This window comes from Neobacillus camarae, assembly GCF_054950115.1.
In genome coordinates, this window is sequence record NZ_JBUCKX010000004.1 from 197,695 (window position 1) to 215,015 (window position 17,321).

The window sequence follows — 17,321 nt, forward strand, 5'->3', positions numbered from 1 at the left end:
GCACCCGCATGCATCCATACGGGTGCTTTTTTTTTTCGCCCTCAAGTAACGTTTATATATATTTTGGAGTCAACGGTGCGAGAAGTGAACACACTAAAAAAGATACTATTTTTATTAAATCACTCATTAAGAAAGGTGAGTCGAAGAGTGGTTTCGAAACGGCAGAAAGACATCGTGTTGTCTTTAATGAAGGAGAAAGAACCTGTTACAGCCGAATGGATCGCAAAAGAGCTTGGTGTGAGTGACAGGACTATCCGCACCGAAATCAAAGAACTTCAATCGCAGTCCTCTTCGTTAGGAATCGTTATTGAATCAGCTCGAGGAAAAGGATACCTATTAGATATAGAGGATTATGAAGTATTTGAGAAGGAGTTTCATCCTAACGCGAATGAGGCGATGGATGAAAGTCAATCTGACTTTTCCGCACAAGAAAACCGGGTAACGTATCTATTAAAACGATTCTTATTGGAAAAGGAACCGATCAAATTAGAAAATCTTGAGGAAGAGCTATTTGTTTCCAGGCCTAAGCTTCAAAATGACTTAAAAGCTGTCCGTGAGCTATTGGAAAGTTATCATTTGAAGTTGGTTTCCAGACCGCATCATGGCACGCAGGTCGAAGGCGATGAATATATGAAACGGCTGTGCTTTTCCAATTATCTATTAAGCCGGAATACCGGCTTAAATATGGAGAGTCATTCCTTTCAAATTTTGGACGAAAAACTGTTTGAAAAGATAAAGGAAATCATCATAAAAAAAGTCAATGAATACAAAATTGAGATATCTGACATCGCTCTGGAAAATCTGGCAACCCATATCACGATTGGATGCAAGAGAATTGAAGAAGGATTTGTCATAGAAAATCTCGAACACGATTTAATAAAAAAACACCCGTTTGAAAAAATAGTTGCCAATGAAATTGTCAAAGAAGTTGAGGCGTTTACCGGTTTACAATTTCCGGAATCAGAGATTGATTATATTATTGTCCATTTGTTGGGGACCAAATTAATTCACCAGAATACGCTCGATGAATTTAGTAAATTTGATGAGTTAGGTACCATCATTCATTGCATGCTGGACAGATTGAAAACCGAATTAAATTGGGATTTTCATGATGATTACGAATTCATTCAAGCGCTGACTCTGCATATCCGGCCGGCAATGAACCGATTGCGCTATAACCTGAACATTCGGAATCCATTATTAGACGAAATTAAAAGGAACTATCCCAGTGCCTTTGAGGGGGCCGCCATTGCCAGCAGATGCATCGAGGAATATTTGGGGAATGAGGCAGGGGAACACGAAATAGCTTATATTGCCTTACATATAGGCGTGGCTTTGGAAAGAATGAAGACCAGGCAGAAAAAAACAAAACGGGTCATTGTGGTGTGTGCTTCTGGTGTTGGAAGCGCAAGGTTACTGTTTTATCGTTTGCAAAATGAATTTAAAAATGAAATTGATATTGTCGCTACCACCAATTATTATCAATTAAAAAAGTACGACCTATCCACTATCGATTTTATAATTAGCACGATACCCATAAAGGAAAATTTGAGTGTTCCGGTACAAGTCGTGAATACCTTTTTAGGAGAAGGAGATATTGCCCATATCCGGGGGGGCCTATCGTCTGTAAAAGAGAGTGAGGACCAAAACTATTTAGATCAATCTAGAGTTTTTATTCATAAAGACTTTGAAGATAAAGAAAGTGTCATCCGGTTTATGTGTGACGAATTATCCAAGCAAAAACTCGTATCCAAAGATTATGTAAATTCGGTGCTGGAACGGGAGGCGATCGCTCCCACGAATTTTGGGAATCTGGTGGCCATCCCTCATCCGCTTACACCCGTAACAGAGGAAACATTTTGGACTGTGTGTACATTAAAAAAGCCGATTGAATGGACGGATCAGCAAATGGTTCAATTTATCTGCTTGTTAAATGTAAGAAAAGTACCCAAGGGTGATTTGGAAAGAATGTATCAAAGGCTCATTTCTATACTTGAAAAAAGTACAACGGTCCAGAAGATTTTAAAGAGTGAATCAGCAGAAGAGATTATTAAGATCTTAAGTGAAAAGTAACGGATTGAACAAGATAATCGTGTCGACCAAAAAAGAGGAGGATATTCAATATGGCAAGTACAGGTTTTCCTAAAAACTTTTTATGGGGTGGGGCTGTCGCTGCCCACCAATTAGAGGGAGGCTGGAATAAAGGGGGAAAAGGTGTAAGCATTGCGGATGTGATGACCGCTGGGGCAAATGGCGTACTAAGAAGAATTACCGATGGTGTTATAGAAGGAGAAAACTATCCAAACCATGAGGCAATTGACTTTTACACTCATTATAAAGAGGATATTAGGTTATTTGCCGAAATGGGATTCAAGTGTTTTCGAACAAGTATAAATTGGACAAGAATTTTCCCTAAGGGAGATGAATTAGAGCCAAATGAAGCAGGTTTGCAATTCTATGATGATATGTTTGATGAATTGTTAAAGCACGGAATTGAGCCGGTTATTACATTGAGTCATTTCGAAATGCCTTATCATTTGGCAAAAGAATATGGCGGCTGGATGGATCGGAAGCTGATTGATTTCTTTGTACGTTATGCCACCACGGTAATGGAACGGTATAAAAATAAAGTGAAGTATTGGATGACTTTTAATGAGATCAATAACCAGACCAACACTTCTACTGATATTTTTGGTTGGACCAATTCCGGAATCAAGTTTTCGGAATTCGAAAATAAGAAGCAGGCTATGTACCAAGCTGCCCATCATGAATTGGTTGCCAGTGCCTTGGTGGTAAAGAAAGGCCATGAGATCAACCCTGATTTCCAAATTGGCTGTATGTGCTCATTTGTTCCTTTTTATCCGTATTCTTGTGATCCTGATGATATGATCATTGCAGCTGAATCCATGCATGATCGTTTCTTTTTCCCGGATGTCCACGTTAGAGGGCATTACCCGAATTATGCACTTAAATTGTGGGAGAGAGAAGGATACGAAATCAAAATGGAGCCTGAAGACAAAACCATTCTTCAAGAAGGCACAGTAGACTATATTGGTTTCAGTTACTACATGTCGAACGCCGTTAAGGCAGATGCGAAGACAGATACAAGCAAGTCCATGGAAGGAGCCACACAACATTCTGTTGCTAACCCCTATGTCAAAGCCAGTGATTGGGGATGGCAGATCGACCCGGTTGGATTGAGATACTCATTAGTCACCCTTTACGAACGATATGAAAAGCCATTATTTATTGTTGAAAATGGTTTTGGTGCGATTGATGTGAAGGCAGAAGACGGCAGCGTTCATGATGATTACCGCATCGACTATTTAGGGGCCCATATTAAAGAAATGAAGAAGGCCGTGGAGCTGGATGGGGTCGAGTTAATGGGATATACAGCATGGGGATGCATTGATCTTGTCTCCTTTACCACGGGCGAGATGAAAAAACGTTACGGTTTCATTTATGTAGATAAAAACAATGATGGTTCCGGAACCTTAAAGAGAAGTAAAAAGAAATCATTTGACTGGTATAAACATGTGATAGCGACCAATGGAGAAGAAATTTAATAGGAGCTCCAATAAGGGTATCCCAAAAGGGGTACCCTTTTTCGAGGTATGGGACACATTATCGGAGGATAATAAATCCGCCTAACAAAACCTTCATTTTAATTATCTATCATTTTTCCGTTGCTTAACGGAAAAAACCTTTCTGTAAAATAGAGCGCTTTCAAAGTATATTATAAACAGAAAGTGATTAAACCACTTTTCAACCAGTTGCCAAATCAAACAGGTTTAGACGATTGGCTGACTGTTATTTAAAAATAATTTTTACCGATAATAGGAGGAATAAATCAATGAATATTTTATTATGTTGCGCAGCAGGAATGAGTACAAGTTTGCTAGTGACCAAAATGGAAAAAGCAGCAAAGGAACAAGGTGTAGAAGGAAAAATCTGGGCAGTTCCAGCAAATGAAATCAATCAACACATTGACAAGGCGGATGTTCTTCTTTTAGGACCGCAAGTTAGATACCTGCTTGCAAACATGAAAAAGCTGGGGGCAGAAAAAGGCATTCCGGTGGATGCAATCAATCCAGTTCACTACGGTATGTGTAATGGTCCGGAGGTATTAAAAACCGCTCAGAATCTAGTAAACAATAAATAATCAATCATCGACGAATAGGAAAGGGAGAGAAGAGAATGAGTAAAGTCAATAACTTTCTAGAAGAGAAAGTCATGCCGGTTGCAGCAAAAATCGCTGGACAAAGACATTTATTGGCACTAAGGGATGGTATTATCGCAACAATGCCATTTATCATCGTCGGTTCACTGTTCTTGATCTTGGCAAATTTGCCGATTCCGGGCTATGCGGACTGGATGAGTTCGGTTTTCGGGCCTAACTGGGCAGCAAAACTAGGTTATCCGGTTAATGCTTCCTTTGATATTATGGCTTTAATCGCTGCCTTTGCAGTAGCGTATAGATTAGCAGAATCCTATCGGGTGGATGCTTTGAGTGCTGGTACCATTTCATTAGCCGCTTTCCTCTTAGCAACTCCAATGAACTTCTTGTTCACTCCAGCAGGAGCTAAAGCAGGAATTATGGTATCGGGAGCCATTAGTAAAGGATTTTTAGGCAGTAAGGGCTTGTTCGTAGCACTTTTAATTGCCTTATTATCAACTGAAATTTATCGCTGGATTATTCAAAAAGATATCGTCATTAAAATGCCGGATGGTGTACCGCCAAGTGTTGGTAAATCTTTTGCCGCTTTAATTCCAGCTTTCGCCGTATTCCTTGTCATTTGGTTAGTGCGTTTAGGGGTTGAAATGACTCCATACGAGAACATCAACAACTTAGTTATGACTGTATTAGGAAAACCGCTTGGTGTTGTAGGTGCTACCCTTAGTGGAAGCTTAGTAGCTGAAGGTGTTGTAGCCATTCTTTGGGCTTGTGGATTACACGGAACAAATATCGTTGCTGGTGTGATGGATCCAATCTGGTATGGCATGATGGACGACAACCGCCTTGCTTTTGCAGCTCACCAGGCTTTACCACACGTTGTAACAAAACAATTCTTTGATAACTTCATCCACATTGGTGGAACGGGTGCAACATTCGGTCTAGTGATTGCCATGTTACTATTTGCTAAATCTCAACAAATGAAACAACTTAGCCGTCTGGCAATTGGACCAGCCATCTTTAATATTAACGAACCGATTATTTTCGGGATGCCAATCGTGTTAAATCCAATCTTAATCATCCCATTTATTTTAACTTCACTGCTTACAGTAACGGCTACTTTCGTTGGAATGGACTTAGGATGGGTAGCAAAACCTGCAGGTATTGCGGTACCTTGGACCATGCCTCCGGTTATCTCAGGCTATCTGGCTACTGGCGGACATATTTCCGGCGCAGTCATGCAAATCGTAAATATCGCCATCTCGTTTGTAGTCTACGTGCCATTCTTCAAGATGTGGGATAACGCAAAGAGAAAAGAAGAAAATGCCATGACAGAAAAACAAAACATCGCATAACAAAGGGTTGGGGCATTAGTTTGGCTAATGCCCGTCTCTTTCCACTTTAATAGGACAGTACTAATTAGCTTGTTTTAAAAATTGAATCGGCGTTCTAATCAGTAGACGGGAAGGTTCCTTTCCTAATAAATCAGATGAAAGGTGAGTATTATGAATAAAGAAGAGCTTTACAATCTTGCATTTCAATTAATCCTTCACGCTGGGAACGCAAGAAGCCTGGCGATGGAAGCCATGTATACAGCTAAAGAAGGCAATTTTGATGAAGCGGAAGCAAAACTAACCGAAGCAGACTCCGCTTTCACTGAAGCACATCATGTTCAAACTGATTTAATCCAAAAGGAAGCAGGCGGAGCGGAATTCGATCTTCCTCTTATTATGATTCATGCACAAGACCATTTGATGACTTCACTGACTCTTAAAGAATTAGCCAGAGAAATTATTGATTTGCACAAATTGATCAAAAAGGCATAAAGACAAAGGGAATGAAACCTTTATTATTCAGTCAAACTATCAAATAAACGGAAAATCACTACTAGGATGTGTTAATTATGATACATGAGGAACAAAAATCCTTTCCCAAAAATTTTTTATGGGGGTCTGCATCTGCTGCTTACCAGGTGGAGGGTGCTTGGGATGAGGATGGAAAAGGGATTTCTAATTGGGACGAATTTGTCCGTATCCCTGGAAAAACGTTTAAAGGGACCACTGGTGATGTAGCAGTCGACCATTATCATCGTTACCAAGAAGATGTGCAGCTGATGGCGGAAATGGGATTAAAAGCATACCGTTTCTCGGTTGCGTGGGCACGGATTTTTCCAAAAGGAAACGGCGAAGTCAATGAAAAAGGGCTTCAATTTTACGATAACCTCATCAATGAATTGAAAAAGCACAACATCGAACCAGTCCTTACCATTTATCACTGGGATCTGCCGCAGGCTCTGCAAGATGAATACGGCGGTTGGGAATCGAGAAGAATTATTGAGGATTTCACCAACTATGCCATCACGCTTTTCAAGCGGTACGGCGACCGGGTAAAATATTGGGTTAGCTTAAACGAGCAAAACATCTTTACTTCGCATGGCTGGAAGGATGGAACACACCCACCTGGAAAGAAAGATGAGAAACTCTTTTATCAAGTCAATCACCATGCGAACCTAGCGAATGCAAGTGCGATTAAGGCATTTAGGCAATATGTTCCAGATGGAAAAATTGGTCCGAGTTTTGCCTATGCCCCGGCATATGCAGCCACTTCAAAGCCGGAAGATATTTTAGCTGCTGAAAATGCAGAAGATTTCTTGAGTCATTGGTGGATGGATGTATACGCATGGGGAGAATATCCAATCGCCGTGTGGAACTATCTTGAACGTAAAGGACTTGCCCCTGTGCTTGAAGAGGGGGATGCCGAATTATTAAAATCAGGCAAGCCAGACTTTATGGGTGTGAATTATTACCAAACGAAAACCTATGAAGTGAACCCTCTTAATGGAGTGGGCGGAGAAGGGATCATGAATCGGACAGGGGTAAAAGGAACGACTCAAGCGACTGGAATCCCTGGATTATACAAAACATTTGCTAACCCTAATCTGGAGACTAGCAACTGGGATTGGGCGATTGACCCGACCGGATTACGAATTGGTCTTAGACGCATTACAAGCAGATACCGCTTACCGATTTTAATCAGTGAAAATGGTTTAGGGGAGTACGACAAGGTGGAGCAGGGAGATGTGGTCAACGATGAGTATCGAATTGATTATCTTCGTGCGCATCTCAAAGCGATACAAGAAGCCATTACCGACGGCGTGGATATGATGGGCTATTGCACTTGGAGCTTCACCGACCTTTTAAGCTGGCTGAACGGCTTCCAAAAGCGTTACGGATTTGTCTATGTTAACCAGCATGAGGAAGGCGAACATGATTTGCGCCGCTTGAAGAAAAAGAGCTATTTCTGGTATAAGGATGTTATTGAAACGAACGGCGAAAAACTGTAAAAGAGATGCGGCTTTGCCGCATCTTTTTTGATATCGGACTTGTTCTACACAGAGCTTATTAGTAAAGAAGGAGTTTGCAGATGACCTCATTTATGGGTGAACTAGTTGGCACCGCCATTATGATATTTTTAGGATGCAGCATGTGTGCTGGCGCTTCTTTAAAGAAAACCTTTTCATATAATCCGGGTTGGCTGGCCATCCAGTTTGCATGGGGAATGGCTGTCGCTATTGCCGTCTATGCTGTCGGGAAATATAGTGGTGCGCATCTGAATCCAGTTGTGACCCTTGCCTTCGCTTTTACAGGAAACTTTCCATGGAGCCAGGTACCAGCGTACATGGCTGCCCAGTTTCTAGGTGCGATGATGGGGGCAGCAGCCGTCTATTTGCAATTTTTGCCCCATTGGAAAGAGACCGCAGACCCTGTTGCCAAACTGGGGGCTTTTGTTACCAGACCAGCCATTCGGCATACTTTTTCCAACCTCGTGAGCGAGATGCTGGCGACGTTTATTTTGATATTGGCGCTGCTTTCCATAGGAGCCAATAGATTCACAGATGGCCTGCATCCGTTAATTGTTGGATTTTTGATTATTGCACTTAGTTTGTCATTGGGTGGCACGACAGGGGCCGCATTGAATCCGGCACGTGATTTGGGACCGAGAATCATGCATTTTATCCTGCCAATCCATGGAAAGAAAGATTCGGATTGGAAGTATGCGTGGATTCCTGTGGCAGGGCCCGTTATTGGCGGATGTCTTGGGGGAGCCTTTTATAATGCTGCTTTTCTCGGCAAGAGTATTCCCCAATTTTTTCTGACGCTTGGGGTAGGCATTCTGGTATTATTGGTTTCTTACTTTTCTGGCCAAAAAAGGCAAAAACAAGAAGGCGTTCAAACCAAGACTGCCGCATAGGCAGGTGGTTTCCTTTATATGAATAACCGGGTGGTATCATGAATAAACACAGACCGGTATTTTGCTGAAAATGTTTAAAAAGATTATTGCCCATAGAAATCACCACTTCCTAGAGATTTTAGGAAGTGTTTTTTTGTTTGGCTTTCCCGTTTTGGCGAAAAGGACATGGAATATTCAAACAGCGTTCATAGTATTGACACATTTAGTGCATTCTGATAAGGTAATAAAGTTACCTATGATAACTATTACCTTTGGTAACTAATTTAGGCGGTGACGATCATGAAACTTTCCCACAAATTCTTTCATCAACTATTAATGCTCTATCGTCCTTTCGAAAAGCGACTAAATATAGAGCTGAGCAAGCATAATTTGCACCGGGCACAATGGACGATCATTTATTACTTGGAACACTTCGGCTCAGCCACACTTGTTGAACTTTCCAATTACCAAGGTGTTGAGAAACCGACGATCACCAGGACCGTCAGCCAATTAGAAGAATTAGGCTTGGTCGAACAAGTTCCTGGAAAGGATAAACGCAAAAGGCAAATGCAGCTGACAGAGTCTGGAAAACAGTTGTATCAAAATGTCCGAATGACAGTTGATGAATACGAAAAAGATATATTGAAGGGAATTTCAGAACAAGATCAGCTGACAGCCATCCGTGTGATGGATGAAATACGAAAAAATATTATTCAATAGGAGACGGTGGAATTGGAACAAGCACGACCCAAATTGTGGACGAAGGATTTCATCATCATTTCGTCTGTAAACTTTTTCTTATACTTAATTTTTTATTTATTATTGGTGACCATTGCGGTTTACGCAGTCAATCATTATCATGCCAGTGAAAGCCAAGCCGGCCTGGCGACAGGGATTTTCATTATTGGGACCTTAATTGGCCGCCTCATCATCGGCCGTATCATCGAGTCAGTCAGCACAAAGAAAACCATGTTTTTCGGTCTTATCTTTTGTATTTTAGCATCCGGTTTATACTTCATTGATTTAGGGACTAACTTTTTACTGTTTACCCGATTTGTACATGGTTTAGCTTTAGGTGTTGCCAGTACGGCAACGGGAACCATCGTAGCTCTGATTATTCCAACTGTACGTAAAGGAGAAGGGATTGGCTACTACAGCATGAGTACCACATTGGCAACCGCCATCGGTCCCTTCATCGGAATCTACATGAGCCAGCATGCCAGCTTCACAACAATCTTTAGTTTTTGTTTAGTATTAGGTTTAATCAGCTTCGTCATTTCCCTGTTTATGAATGTGCCGGAAATGAAAGCATCAACCAAAAAATCGGAGTCCAAGGGCTTCAAGCTTTCTGACTTTGTTGAGCCCAGAGCGCTGCCGATTGCCTTGGTTACCTTAATTGTCAGCCTGGGTTACTCAAGCGTCTTATCTTTTATCAACTTTTATGCAATTGAAATCAATTTAGTGGAAGTGGCAAGTTTCTTCTTCATTGTATATGCGGTAGCAATCTTGGTATCACGGCCTTTTACGGGAAAATTATTGGACACAAAAGGCGCCAACTATGTCATGTATCCCACTTTTATTCTTTTTGCAGCAGGCTTATTTTTATTAAGCACTGCTAACCAGGGGATTAGCTTATTAATTGCCGGTGTCTTGATTGGACTTGGATTTGGTAATATGCAGTCCTGCACACAGGCCATTGCCGTGAAAGTGACACCGCGGGAGCGAATGGGCTTAGCGACATCTACGTTCTTTATCGCTCTAGATGCCGGCTTAGGATTCGGGCCATACGTTCTAGGGTTCATCATCCCGCTAACCGGCTATCGCCAGCTATATCTCATCATGGCGGTGATCGTTCTAGCCAGCACGATCCTTTATTACTTCATGCATGGAAAAAGAACAACCGCTTCTGAAGTCAAAATGGATGCGGCTTGATTTGAACGGAACTAGTTGTTCATTTGCAGTGCCTGTCACTACTCGAAAATTGCTCTCGGCATTTTTCGAGTGCTGAACAGGCATTTGCTTTATCTAAATAATTTTTCATAGCAATAATATTGATCGTGACCTTGTGGTTTTCCTTTTAATTTTACGACTCCTGTTCTTTTATAACCCTTTTTTTCGTAGAATCCTACCGCAGACTCATTCCCGGAAAACGAATCGAGCCTAAGTGCCGGATAGCCTTGTTCTTTCGCAAAGTCTTCGGTGTATTGCAGCATTTTACCACCATACCCGCCTCCTTGGGCATTAGGGTGTACGCAGAAAGAATGGAGAACCAACGGATTACCATTGACTTCCGTCCATTGGGCAGTTTCCCATTCTGGGGTCTGCCACTCATCAAGGACCATGGCTCCCAAGACTTGGCCTTCTTTTTTTAACACAAATAAAGTTTCGCCTTTTAATGCTGTTTCGAAGTACGCTTGGTTTGGATACTTTTCATCCCACTGCAGGATGCCTCTGCTTTTTAAATAGGACTTGCAATCCTCAAATATGTCCATCACGACCTGAAGATCGTGATAGTCTGCCCTTACGATTTGTTCTTCGGCCATATACCAAAACTCCTTTATCATCCCACTACTGACAAATATTAAATCTATAGGATATTATGTCCTCTTCCATTGTTGGAATTCTCATTTGTCGGCAAAAGTCTGCTTGGAGGTTCTAATCGTCTAGAGGAAGACCTATCAATAACAGAATCACTTGATGTAGATGCCACACAATCGTTCTCGCTGCAGTCAGCTACCCCATCAGTTCTATTTTCTGAAGATAGTAACAAACTTGAATATTATGAAATTGGAGGGTACACTATAATATACAAAAATAAATAATTATTTAATAAAATTTATAATTATTTAATAATTGGAATGATTTGGGGCTGGAGAAGAGTCCAAAGTTTCAAGGGAACATTGTAAGGAGGGGTGTTATGGATGGTTTATATCTCCTTCCAAATGCCGAAGAAGAAATAATAGATTCATATGACGAGGATATCATTGTTACAAACAGGGCTGGTACAGTCATTAAGGTGACTCATATCAGCGGGCGGCAATATGGAATATCCTCAAAGGATTTGCTGGGGCAATCTGTCTATGATTTAGAAAAGAGAGGGATTTTTTCTCCTGCAATCACTCCACAAGTTTTACAGCAAAAAAAGAAGATTGTCGTCATTCAGACGACACTGGATCAGCGGAAAATCCTGGTTACCGGGATTCCGTTATTCAACGAAAGCAATGAGGTGGAATACGTTTTAAGTTATTCCTATGAAGTGTCTGAGCTGCTAGTTATTCAAGATTACTTAAATGAACTTGAAGGCGAGATGACCAAGGTAAAGGAAGAGCTTGAATTATTGCGGGAGAAAACCTTAAGTGTGAATGGCATTATTGCTGAAAGCAAATTTATGAAACAAGTTTTAAAGACCGTCGTTAAGGTCGCCCCTCTCCAAGTATCAGTATTGCTGCACGGTGAAAATGGGGTCGGAAAATCTTTGCTGGCCAAATTGATTCACAAACAAAGCCGTTGGTCCGACGGGCCTTTTATCGAGGTAGATTGCGGAACCATACCCGAGGCGATTTTTGAATATGAGCTGCTGGGCGGATCAAAACCGGATACCACGAAAAAGATCGGCTATTTGCAAATGGCTCATAATGGAACTTTGTATTTGCAAGGCATCGATGAGCTATCATTAGCCTCCCAAACCATCTTGGTAAAAGCGCTCCGGCAGCAAAAGGGCAGCTTTAGAGTGATTAGCTCAACGGAAAAACCCTTGGAAGAGCTAATGAGCAAGAAACAGTTAAGAGAAGATTTGTTCTATCTCATCCATGTGGTTCCCATCCGGATCCAGCCTTTGCGTGAGAGGCTGGAGGATTTAACAGAAGTTATTCACCAGTACTTCAGAAAATTTTGTGATAAATATCAAGTGCAAAAAGAATTATCGAACGATTTATTTCACGAATTACTGCATCTGGAGTGGAACGGTAATCATTTGGAAGTGAAAAATGTCATTGAAAGGCTGGTAGTCCAAAGCGACGGGCCCATCATTACAAAGGATGACCTGCCACTCGAGTACCAAAAAGAGCCTTCCCAAATGGACGGACTTGAAATCGAGGGACGGTCGCTTCAAACCATTTTAGATCAAGTTGAAAAACGAGTCCTGCGCAGCACGCAAAAACGATATAAAACCACGACGGAAATGGCAAAAGCATTAGGGATTAGCCAGCCTTCCATTGTCAGGAAAATGAAGAAGTATTTTAATGAATAAGCCCTAACTCAAGGCTGCTTTACAAAATTTTAGGGCCAATAATAGGTAAGGTGGATGTAAATGTATATTCAGCAGCTCATTGCTAAGCTTGGCAGTGCAAAAGTCAGTCAGAATGAAACACAATTGTTCCGTCATAGCCATGATGAATCACCGCATGCTCCGGCAGAACCGGATGCCGTATGTTTCCCTGCATGCCGTGAGGATGTGGAGGCCATATTAGAGATTGCTAGAAAATATCAAGTTCCGGTTACTGCATTTGGAGCTGGGTCGGGGTTAGAAGGGGCAGCCATTCCGGTGAAGAAAGGGATTTCCTTGAACTTTGAAAACATGGACAAGGTAATCGACTTTTCCCCTGAGGATATGCTCATTACCGTGCAGCCTGGAATGACCCGTATGCAGCTAAACAAAATCGTGAATCGCCATGGACTTATGTTTCCAATCGACCCTGGGGCCGATGCAACGATTGGCGGAATGGCAGCAACGAACGCTAGCGGTACAACAGCCGTTCGCTATGGGTCAATGAGAGACCAGTTATTGGATTTAGAAGTGGTCTTGGCAGATGGGACCGTGATCCATACGGGTACAAGAGCAAAGAAGTCATCCTCTGGTTATCATTTAACCGGCCTTTTTGCAGGCTCAGAAGGGACACTTGGAATCATGACAGAAATTACGCTGCGCCTTCACGGAATTCCAGAGCATACGATGATGGCAACCTGCACATTTGATACACTCGAGCTTTGCGGACAAGCTGCCCAATACATGCTGCAAAGTGGCATTCCCGTTATGAGAATGGAACTCATTGATGCAGCAAGTATCAATGAAATCAATCGGTATAATGATTATCATTTTCTGGTGGGTCATTCTTTATTTATCGAATTCGCAGGCTCGAAAAGTACGGTGAAGGAAGAAGCCGCATTAGCTGCTGAAATCCTGGGAGAGCTTGGGGCAAAAAATTGGCAAGCGGCAAGTGACCCGGCTAAGCAGAGGGAGATTTGGAAGGCAAGGCATGAATTAACATACGCTTTTATGCATCAAAGCGGGATTGATGAAGTGGGGGCCGACGTCTGTGTCCCACTATCAAAGGTGCCGGCCCTAGTGGCATATGCCCGTCAACTGATAGACGAGAGCGGATTAAAAGGTGGCGTATGGGGCCATATCGGCGATGGGAATTTTCACACTTTGATTGTCTTTCATCCAAACGCTGCAGGGGAACGAGAGAAGGCGGAACAAATCAATGACACATTGGCATTGCGTGCCATTGAAGAAGGAGGCACTTGTACGGGGGAACATGGAGTAGGACTTGGAAAAATAAAATTTCAAATGGCAGAGCATGGTGCGTCCCTTGCTGTCATGAAAAATATAAAACAGCTATTGGACCCAATGGAAATCTTAAATCCTGGAAAAATCTTTTCATAAAGAAGAAATCTATTAAAATCGACCCTAATACATAAAAATACTTTATTGTTTCACTGAAGCCCAGCATTTGCTTGGCTTCTTTTTATATTCATATTTAAATATGTATAAAAATAAATCACTGAAAATTTAAAAATGATGTTGTGGAATTGTTTTATTTGTCGTATAATGTCTATACAATTTTGTATAATTATTCAATTATGAATAGTTATATAGTTAATAGTTTTCTATCAATTTACACAACACAATGAAATGACAATGTTTTATCAAAGGGGTCTTTAAAATGGAAAAGCTAGAAACAAATTGGGTGGAGCTAGTTGATTCAATTGGCAATTTTCTTGCTCCAAGTATGGCAAAGGATCATCCCAATTTGCCGGTTGTCAAAGCAGAGGGCTGCTATTATTACGGAGCTGATGGGGTTCAATATCTCGATTTTACATCAGGGATTGCGGTTGAAAATGTCGGGCACAGGCATCCCAAAGTCGTACAGGCGATTAAGGAAAGTGTCGATCATTTAGTCCATGGGCCATCCGGGGTTATTATCTATGAATCTATTTTAAAATTGGCCCAAGAGCTGCAGACGATATTGCCTCCAAAGCTTGATAATTTCTTCTTTGCAAACAGCGGAACCGAGGCGATCGAAGGGGCAATGAAATTAGCCAAGTATGTGACGAGACGGCCATATGTTGTTTCATTTACAGGCTGCTTTCATGGCCGTTCCATCGGGTCATTGAGTGTATCCACTTCTAAAAGCAAGTATCGAAAGTATCAACAGCCATCATGGCTTACATACCAGCTGCCATATGCCCACCCAGACTATTTGCCAGAAGGGGCAGATCCCGAGGTATTCTTTCAGGAGAAGCTAGAAAAGGATGCGGAAACTCTATTTAAGCATCAAGTTGACCCGGAAGAAGTTGCCTGCATGATTGTAGAGCCAATTTTAGGTGAAGGCGGATATATCATCCCTCCAAAAGCCTGGCTGAAAAAGGTGAGGGAAATCTGTGACCGGCACGGCATCCTGCTTATTTTTGATGAAGTTCAAACAGGGTTTGGCCGGACAGGAAACTGGTTTGCAGCGCAAACATTTGATGTAAAGCCTGATATCATGGCGATTGCCAAAGGAATTGCAGCAGGGCTTCCATTAAGTGCAACCGTCGCCTCAAAGGAGCTGATGTCCCAATGGCCATTAGGCTCACACGGGACAACCTTTGGCGGGAACCCAATCGCTTGTGCAGCAGCAAGAGCTTCGCTAGCTGTGATCCAGGAAGAAAAACTGTTGGACAATACAAAAGAAATGGGTGCATATGCCCTAAAGCGGTTAAAGGTAATGCAGGAAAAGTTCCCGGTCATAGCAGATGTCCGCGGCATTGGCTTAATGATTGGAATTGCCCTTCAGGATGTTGAAACAGGGGAACCAAGCGGCGCTAAGGTGATGGAAGTATTAAATAAATGCCTGGAAAAGGGTGTTCTCTTCTACCTGTGCGGCAACTCAGGTGAAGTCATTCGTATGATTCCGCCGCTTACGATTACAAAGGAACAAATTGATCACGGTCTTGATGTGCTGGAAGAGGTTCTAGCAACAGTTTAAACAGGAATAAGGCAGCATTGCCCAAAAATAAAATACTAGTTTTAAAAATAAGGGGGATTTCACGTGAAAGTAAAAAATAAGCTGTTAATTCTTATTACATTAGTTTTGCTTTTTGCTGTGTCTGCATGCAGTAAAGGCGAATCGGCATCAAGTTCTAAAGGTTCCAAAGAGAGCGCCAAAGGGAAAAGTGAGTTAAAGCTTACATTGTCGGCACAGCCGCCAACTCTTGATACGGTCGCAACGAATTCAGTAGACTCGGCAACAGTGGCAAGAAATGTGTTTGAAACGCTGGTAACACCAAACTCTAAATTTCAACCAACACCCATGTTGGCAAAATCAGTTGATATCAGTGATGATGGAAAAACCTATACGTTTGTGTTAAGACAAGGTGTCAAATTCCACAATGGCAAAGAAATGACATCAGAGGATGTCGTGGCATCCATGAACCGTTGGAAAGAAGCATCTGTTGTGGCTAAGGGCCTTCTTGGTGATGCTGCATTCGAAGCAAAAGATAAGTACACGGTGACATTGCAGCTTCAGCAGCCATCATCAGGCTTGCTAAATATCTTAGCATCCACCAAGCAGTTCCCGGCGATTATGCCTAAGGAAATCGTTGAAAAAGCAACCCCTGAAGGTGTGACGGAATTTATCGGAACCGGTCCTTTCAAGGTTGCAGAAGTAAAACAAAACCAATTCATTCACTTAACGAAAAATGAAGACTACCAGCCAGTAGAAGGAAAGGCCGACGGATTGGCAGGCAAAAAAGAAGCGCTTGTTGATGATGTGTATTTCTACATTGTCAAAGACGCAGCCACCCGTTTATCAGCTATCCAAACAGGCGAGTACGATATCAATACCGATGTTTATTTTGAGCAATATGACATCGTGAAAAAGGACAAGAATATTACAACTTTTCCGGACCAATACGGTAATTTAATGGCTGTTTACAATAAGAAAAGCGGTTTATTCACAGACCAGAAAATGAGACAAGCCATCAATACCGCCATCAATGCAGAAGATATCATGTTAGCGACATTCTCTCATGAGGAATTGTTCCAATTAGACCATGGTTACATGAGCAAAGACCAAAAGGACTGGTACACCAAAAAAGGGTTGGAATCTTATAACCAAAATGATGCCAAGAAGGCAAAAGAATTGTTGAAAGAAGCTGGTTATAATGGCCAGGAAATTAAAATCATTGCCACAAGTGATTACAGTGAACACTATGATTCTGCGGTCGTGTTACAGCAACAATTAAATAAGCTGGGCGTAAATGCTAAGCTTGAGACATTTGACTGGCCGACATTGTTGGAGAAACGAAAAGACCCGGCAGCATGGGATATTTTGGTGACAGGCTACTCAACGGTTACCACTCCTGCGCAAATTTTATACCTAAATCCAAATGACCATGGCTGGACAAATGACGCCAAAATTGCCGATCTATTGGCAAAAATCAACGCTGCTCCTTCTGTTAAAGAAGCACAGCCACTATGGGCTGAACTGCAAGAGTATGCTTCAAATGAGTATGTTCCTGTCACTCCATTCGGAACCTACAGCCTCGTTGCAGCAGCAAGAAGCAATGTAAAAGGCTTTACGATTTTCCAAGGCCCAGTGGTTTGGAATACATCCGTTCAATAATTTTAGCTGCGGGGCTGTCCAAAAAGCAA

14 protein-coding genes are annotated in these 17,321 nt (G+C 41.9%); 13 read left to right on the forward strand and 1 reads right to left on the reverse strand.

The window, feature by feature from the left end; genetic code table 11:
- The first annotated feature begins 147 nt into the window (after nucleotides 1-147).
- The 9 genes from ACY8D0_RS22370 to ACY8D0_RS22410 all read left to right on the forward strand — a co-directional run bounded on the left by ACY8D0_RS22370 (nucleotide 148) and on the right by ACY8D0_RS22410 (nucleotide 10,336).
- Nucleotides 148-2,073, forward strand: a complete 1,926-nt coding sequence (locus ACY8D0_RS22370; protein ID WP_462412686.1) for a BglG family transcription antiterminator — start codon at nucleotides 148-150, stop codon at nucleotides 2,071-2,073.
- A 50-nt stretch (nucleotides 2,074-2,123) separates the two neighbouring features.
- Entirely contained in the window at nucleotides 2,124-3,566 is a 1,443-nt protein-coding gene (locus ACY8D0_RS22375; RefSeq protein WP_462412687.1) for a 6-phospho-beta-glucosidase, read from the forward strand.
- A gap of 287 nt (nucleotides 3,567-3,853) precedes the next feature.
- A complete protein-coding gene (locus tag ACY8D0_RS22380; RefSeq protein ID WP_462412688.1) occupies nucleotides 3,854-4,162 on the forward strand; it encodes a PTS sugar transporter subunit IIB in 309 nt (102 codons plus the stop codon).
- A 35-nt stretch (nucleotides 4,163-4,197) separates the two neighbouring features.
- Nucleotides 4,198-5,529, forward strand: a complete 1,332-nt coding sequence (gene celB, locus ACY8D0_RS22385; protein WP_462412689.1) for a PTS cellobiose transporter subunit IIC — start codon at nucleotides 4,198-4,200, stop codon at nucleotides 5,527-5,529.
- Nucleotides 5,530-5,679: 150 nt separating this feature from the next.
- Nucleotides 5,680-6,000 (forward strand): PTS sugar transporter subunit IIA, encoded by a 321-nt coding sequence (locus tag ACY8D0_RS22390; protein ID WP_462412690.1) that lies wholly within the window; start codon nucleotides 5,680-5,682, stop codon nucleotides 5,998-6,000.
- A gap of 77 nt (nucleotides 6,001-6,077) precedes the next feature.
- Nucleotides 6,078-7,517, forward strand: a complete 1,440-nt coding sequence (locus tag ACY8D0_RS22395) for a glycoside hydrolase family 1 protein (protein ID WP_462412691.1) — start codon at nucleotides 6,078-6,080, stop codon at nucleotides 7,515-7,517.
- An 80-nt stretch (nucleotides 7,518-7,597) separates the two neighbouring features.
- The gene (locus ACY8D0_RS22400; RefSeq protein WP_462412692.1) at nucleotides 7,598-8,425 is read left to right on the forward strand and encodes an MIP/aquaporin family protein; all 828 of its coding nucleotides are present in this window, start codon (nucleotides 7,598-7,600) and stop codon (nucleotides 8,423-8,425) included.
- Nucleotides 8,426-8,704: 279 nt separating this feature from the next.
- Nucleotides 8,705-9,124: a MarR family winged helix-turn-helix transcriptional regulator gene (locus ACY8D0_RS22405; protein WP_462412693.1), complete on the forward strand. Its 420-nt coding sequence runs from the start codon at nucleotides 8,705-8,707 to the stop codon at nucleotides 9,122-9,124.
- A 12-nt stretch (nucleotides 9,125-9,136) separates the two neighbouring features.
- A complete protein-coding gene (locus ACY8D0_RS22410; RefSeq protein ID WP_462412694.1) occupies nucleotides 9,137-10,336 on the forward strand; it encodes an MFS transporter in 1,200 nt (399 codons plus the stop codon).
- Nucleotides 10,337-10,425: 89 nt separating this feature from the next.
- Here the strand turns inward: ACY8D0_RS22410 and ACY8D0_RS22415 are convergent, their stop codons facing one another.
- Nucleotides 10,426-10,947: a GNAT family N-acetyltransferase gene (locus tag ACY8D0_RS22415; RefSeq protein ID WP_462412695.1), complete on the reverse strand. Its 522-nt coding sequence runs from the start codon at nucleotides 10,945-10,947 to the stop codon at nucleotides 10,426-10,428.
- Nucleotides 10,948-11,321: 374 nt separating this feature from the next.
- Here ACY8D0_RS22415 and ACY8D0_RS22420 point away from each other — a divergent pair, with 374 nt between their 5' ends.
- From ACY8D0_RS22420 to ACY8D0_RS22435, 4 genes are all read left to right on the forward strand, one after another.
- Nucleotides 11,322-12,653, forward strand: a complete 1,332-nt coding sequence (locus ACY8D0_RS22420; protein ID WP_462412696.1) for a sigma 54-interacting transcriptional regulator — start codon at nucleotides 11,322-11,324, stop codon at nucleotides 12,651-12,653.
- Between the two features lie 60 nt (nucleotides 12,654-12,713).
- A complete protein-coding gene (locus ACY8D0_RS22425; RefSeq protein ID WP_462412697.1) occupies nucleotides 12,714-14,069 on the forward strand; it encodes an FAD-binding oxidoreductase in 1,356 nt (451 codons plus the stop codon).
- Nucleotides 14,070-14,349: 280 nt separating this feature from the next.
- Nucleotides 14,350-15,654: an aspartate aminotransferase family protein gene (locus ACY8D0_RS22430; RefSeq protein WP_462412698.1), complete on the forward strand. Its 1,305-nt coding sequence runs from the start codon at nucleotides 14,350-14,352 to the stop codon at nucleotides 15,652-15,654.
- Nucleotides 15,655-15,717: 63 nt separating this feature from the next.
- Complete coding sequence (locus ACY8D0_RS22435; RefSeq protein ID WP_462412699.1) at nucleotides 15,718-17,292, forward strand: ABC transporter substrate-binding protein; 1,575 nt, start codon at nucleotides 15,718-15,720, stop codon at nucleotides 17,290-17,292.
- Nucleotides 17,293-17,321 lie beyond the last annotated feature (29 nt).

Coding starts and splice junctions, on each gene's coding strand:
- ACY8D0_RS22395 (WP_462412691.1), top strand. CDS start 6,078: ATGATACATGAGGAACAAAAATCCTTTCCCAAAAATTTTTTATGGGGG.
- ACY8D0_RS22415 (WP_462412695.1), bottom strand. CDS start 10,947: ATGGCCGAAGAACAAATCGTAAGGGCAGACTATCACGATCTTCAGGTC.
- celB (WP_462412689.1), top strand. CDS start 4,198: ATGAGTAAAGTCAATAACTTTCTAGAAGAGAAAGTCATGCCGGTTGCA.
- ACY8D0_RS22425 (WP_462412697.1), top strand. CDS start 12,714: ATGTATATTCAGCAGCTCATTGCTAAGCTTGGCAGTGCAAAAGTCAGT.
- ACY8D0_RS22380 (WP_462412688.1), top strand. CDS start 3,854: ATGAATATTTTATTATGTTGCGCAGCAGGAATGAGTACAAGTTTGCTA.
- ACY8D0_RS22400 (WP_462412692.1), top strand. CDS start 7,598: ATGACCTCATTTATGGGTGAACTAGTTGGCACCGCCATTATGATATTT.
- ACY8D0_RS22420 (WP_462412696.1), top strand. CDS start 11,322: ATGGATGGTTTATATCTCCTTCCAAATGCCGAAGAAGAAATAATAGAT.
- ACY8D0_RS22375 (WP_462412687.1), top strand. CDS start 2,124: ATGGCAAGTACAGGTTTTCCTAAAAACTTTTTATGGGGTGGGGCTGTC.
- ACY8D0_RS22390 (WP_462412690.1), top strand. CDS start 5,680: ATGAATAAAGAAGAGCTTTACAATCTTGCATTTCAATTAATCCTTCAC.
- ACY8D0_RS22430 (WP_462412698.1), top strand. CDS start 14,350: ATGGAAAAGCTAGAAACAAATTGGGTGGAGCTAGTTGATTCAATTGGC.
- ACY8D0_RS22405 (WP_462412693.1), top strand. CDS start 8,705: ATGAAACTTTCCCACAAATTCTTTCATCAACTATTAATGCTCTATCGT.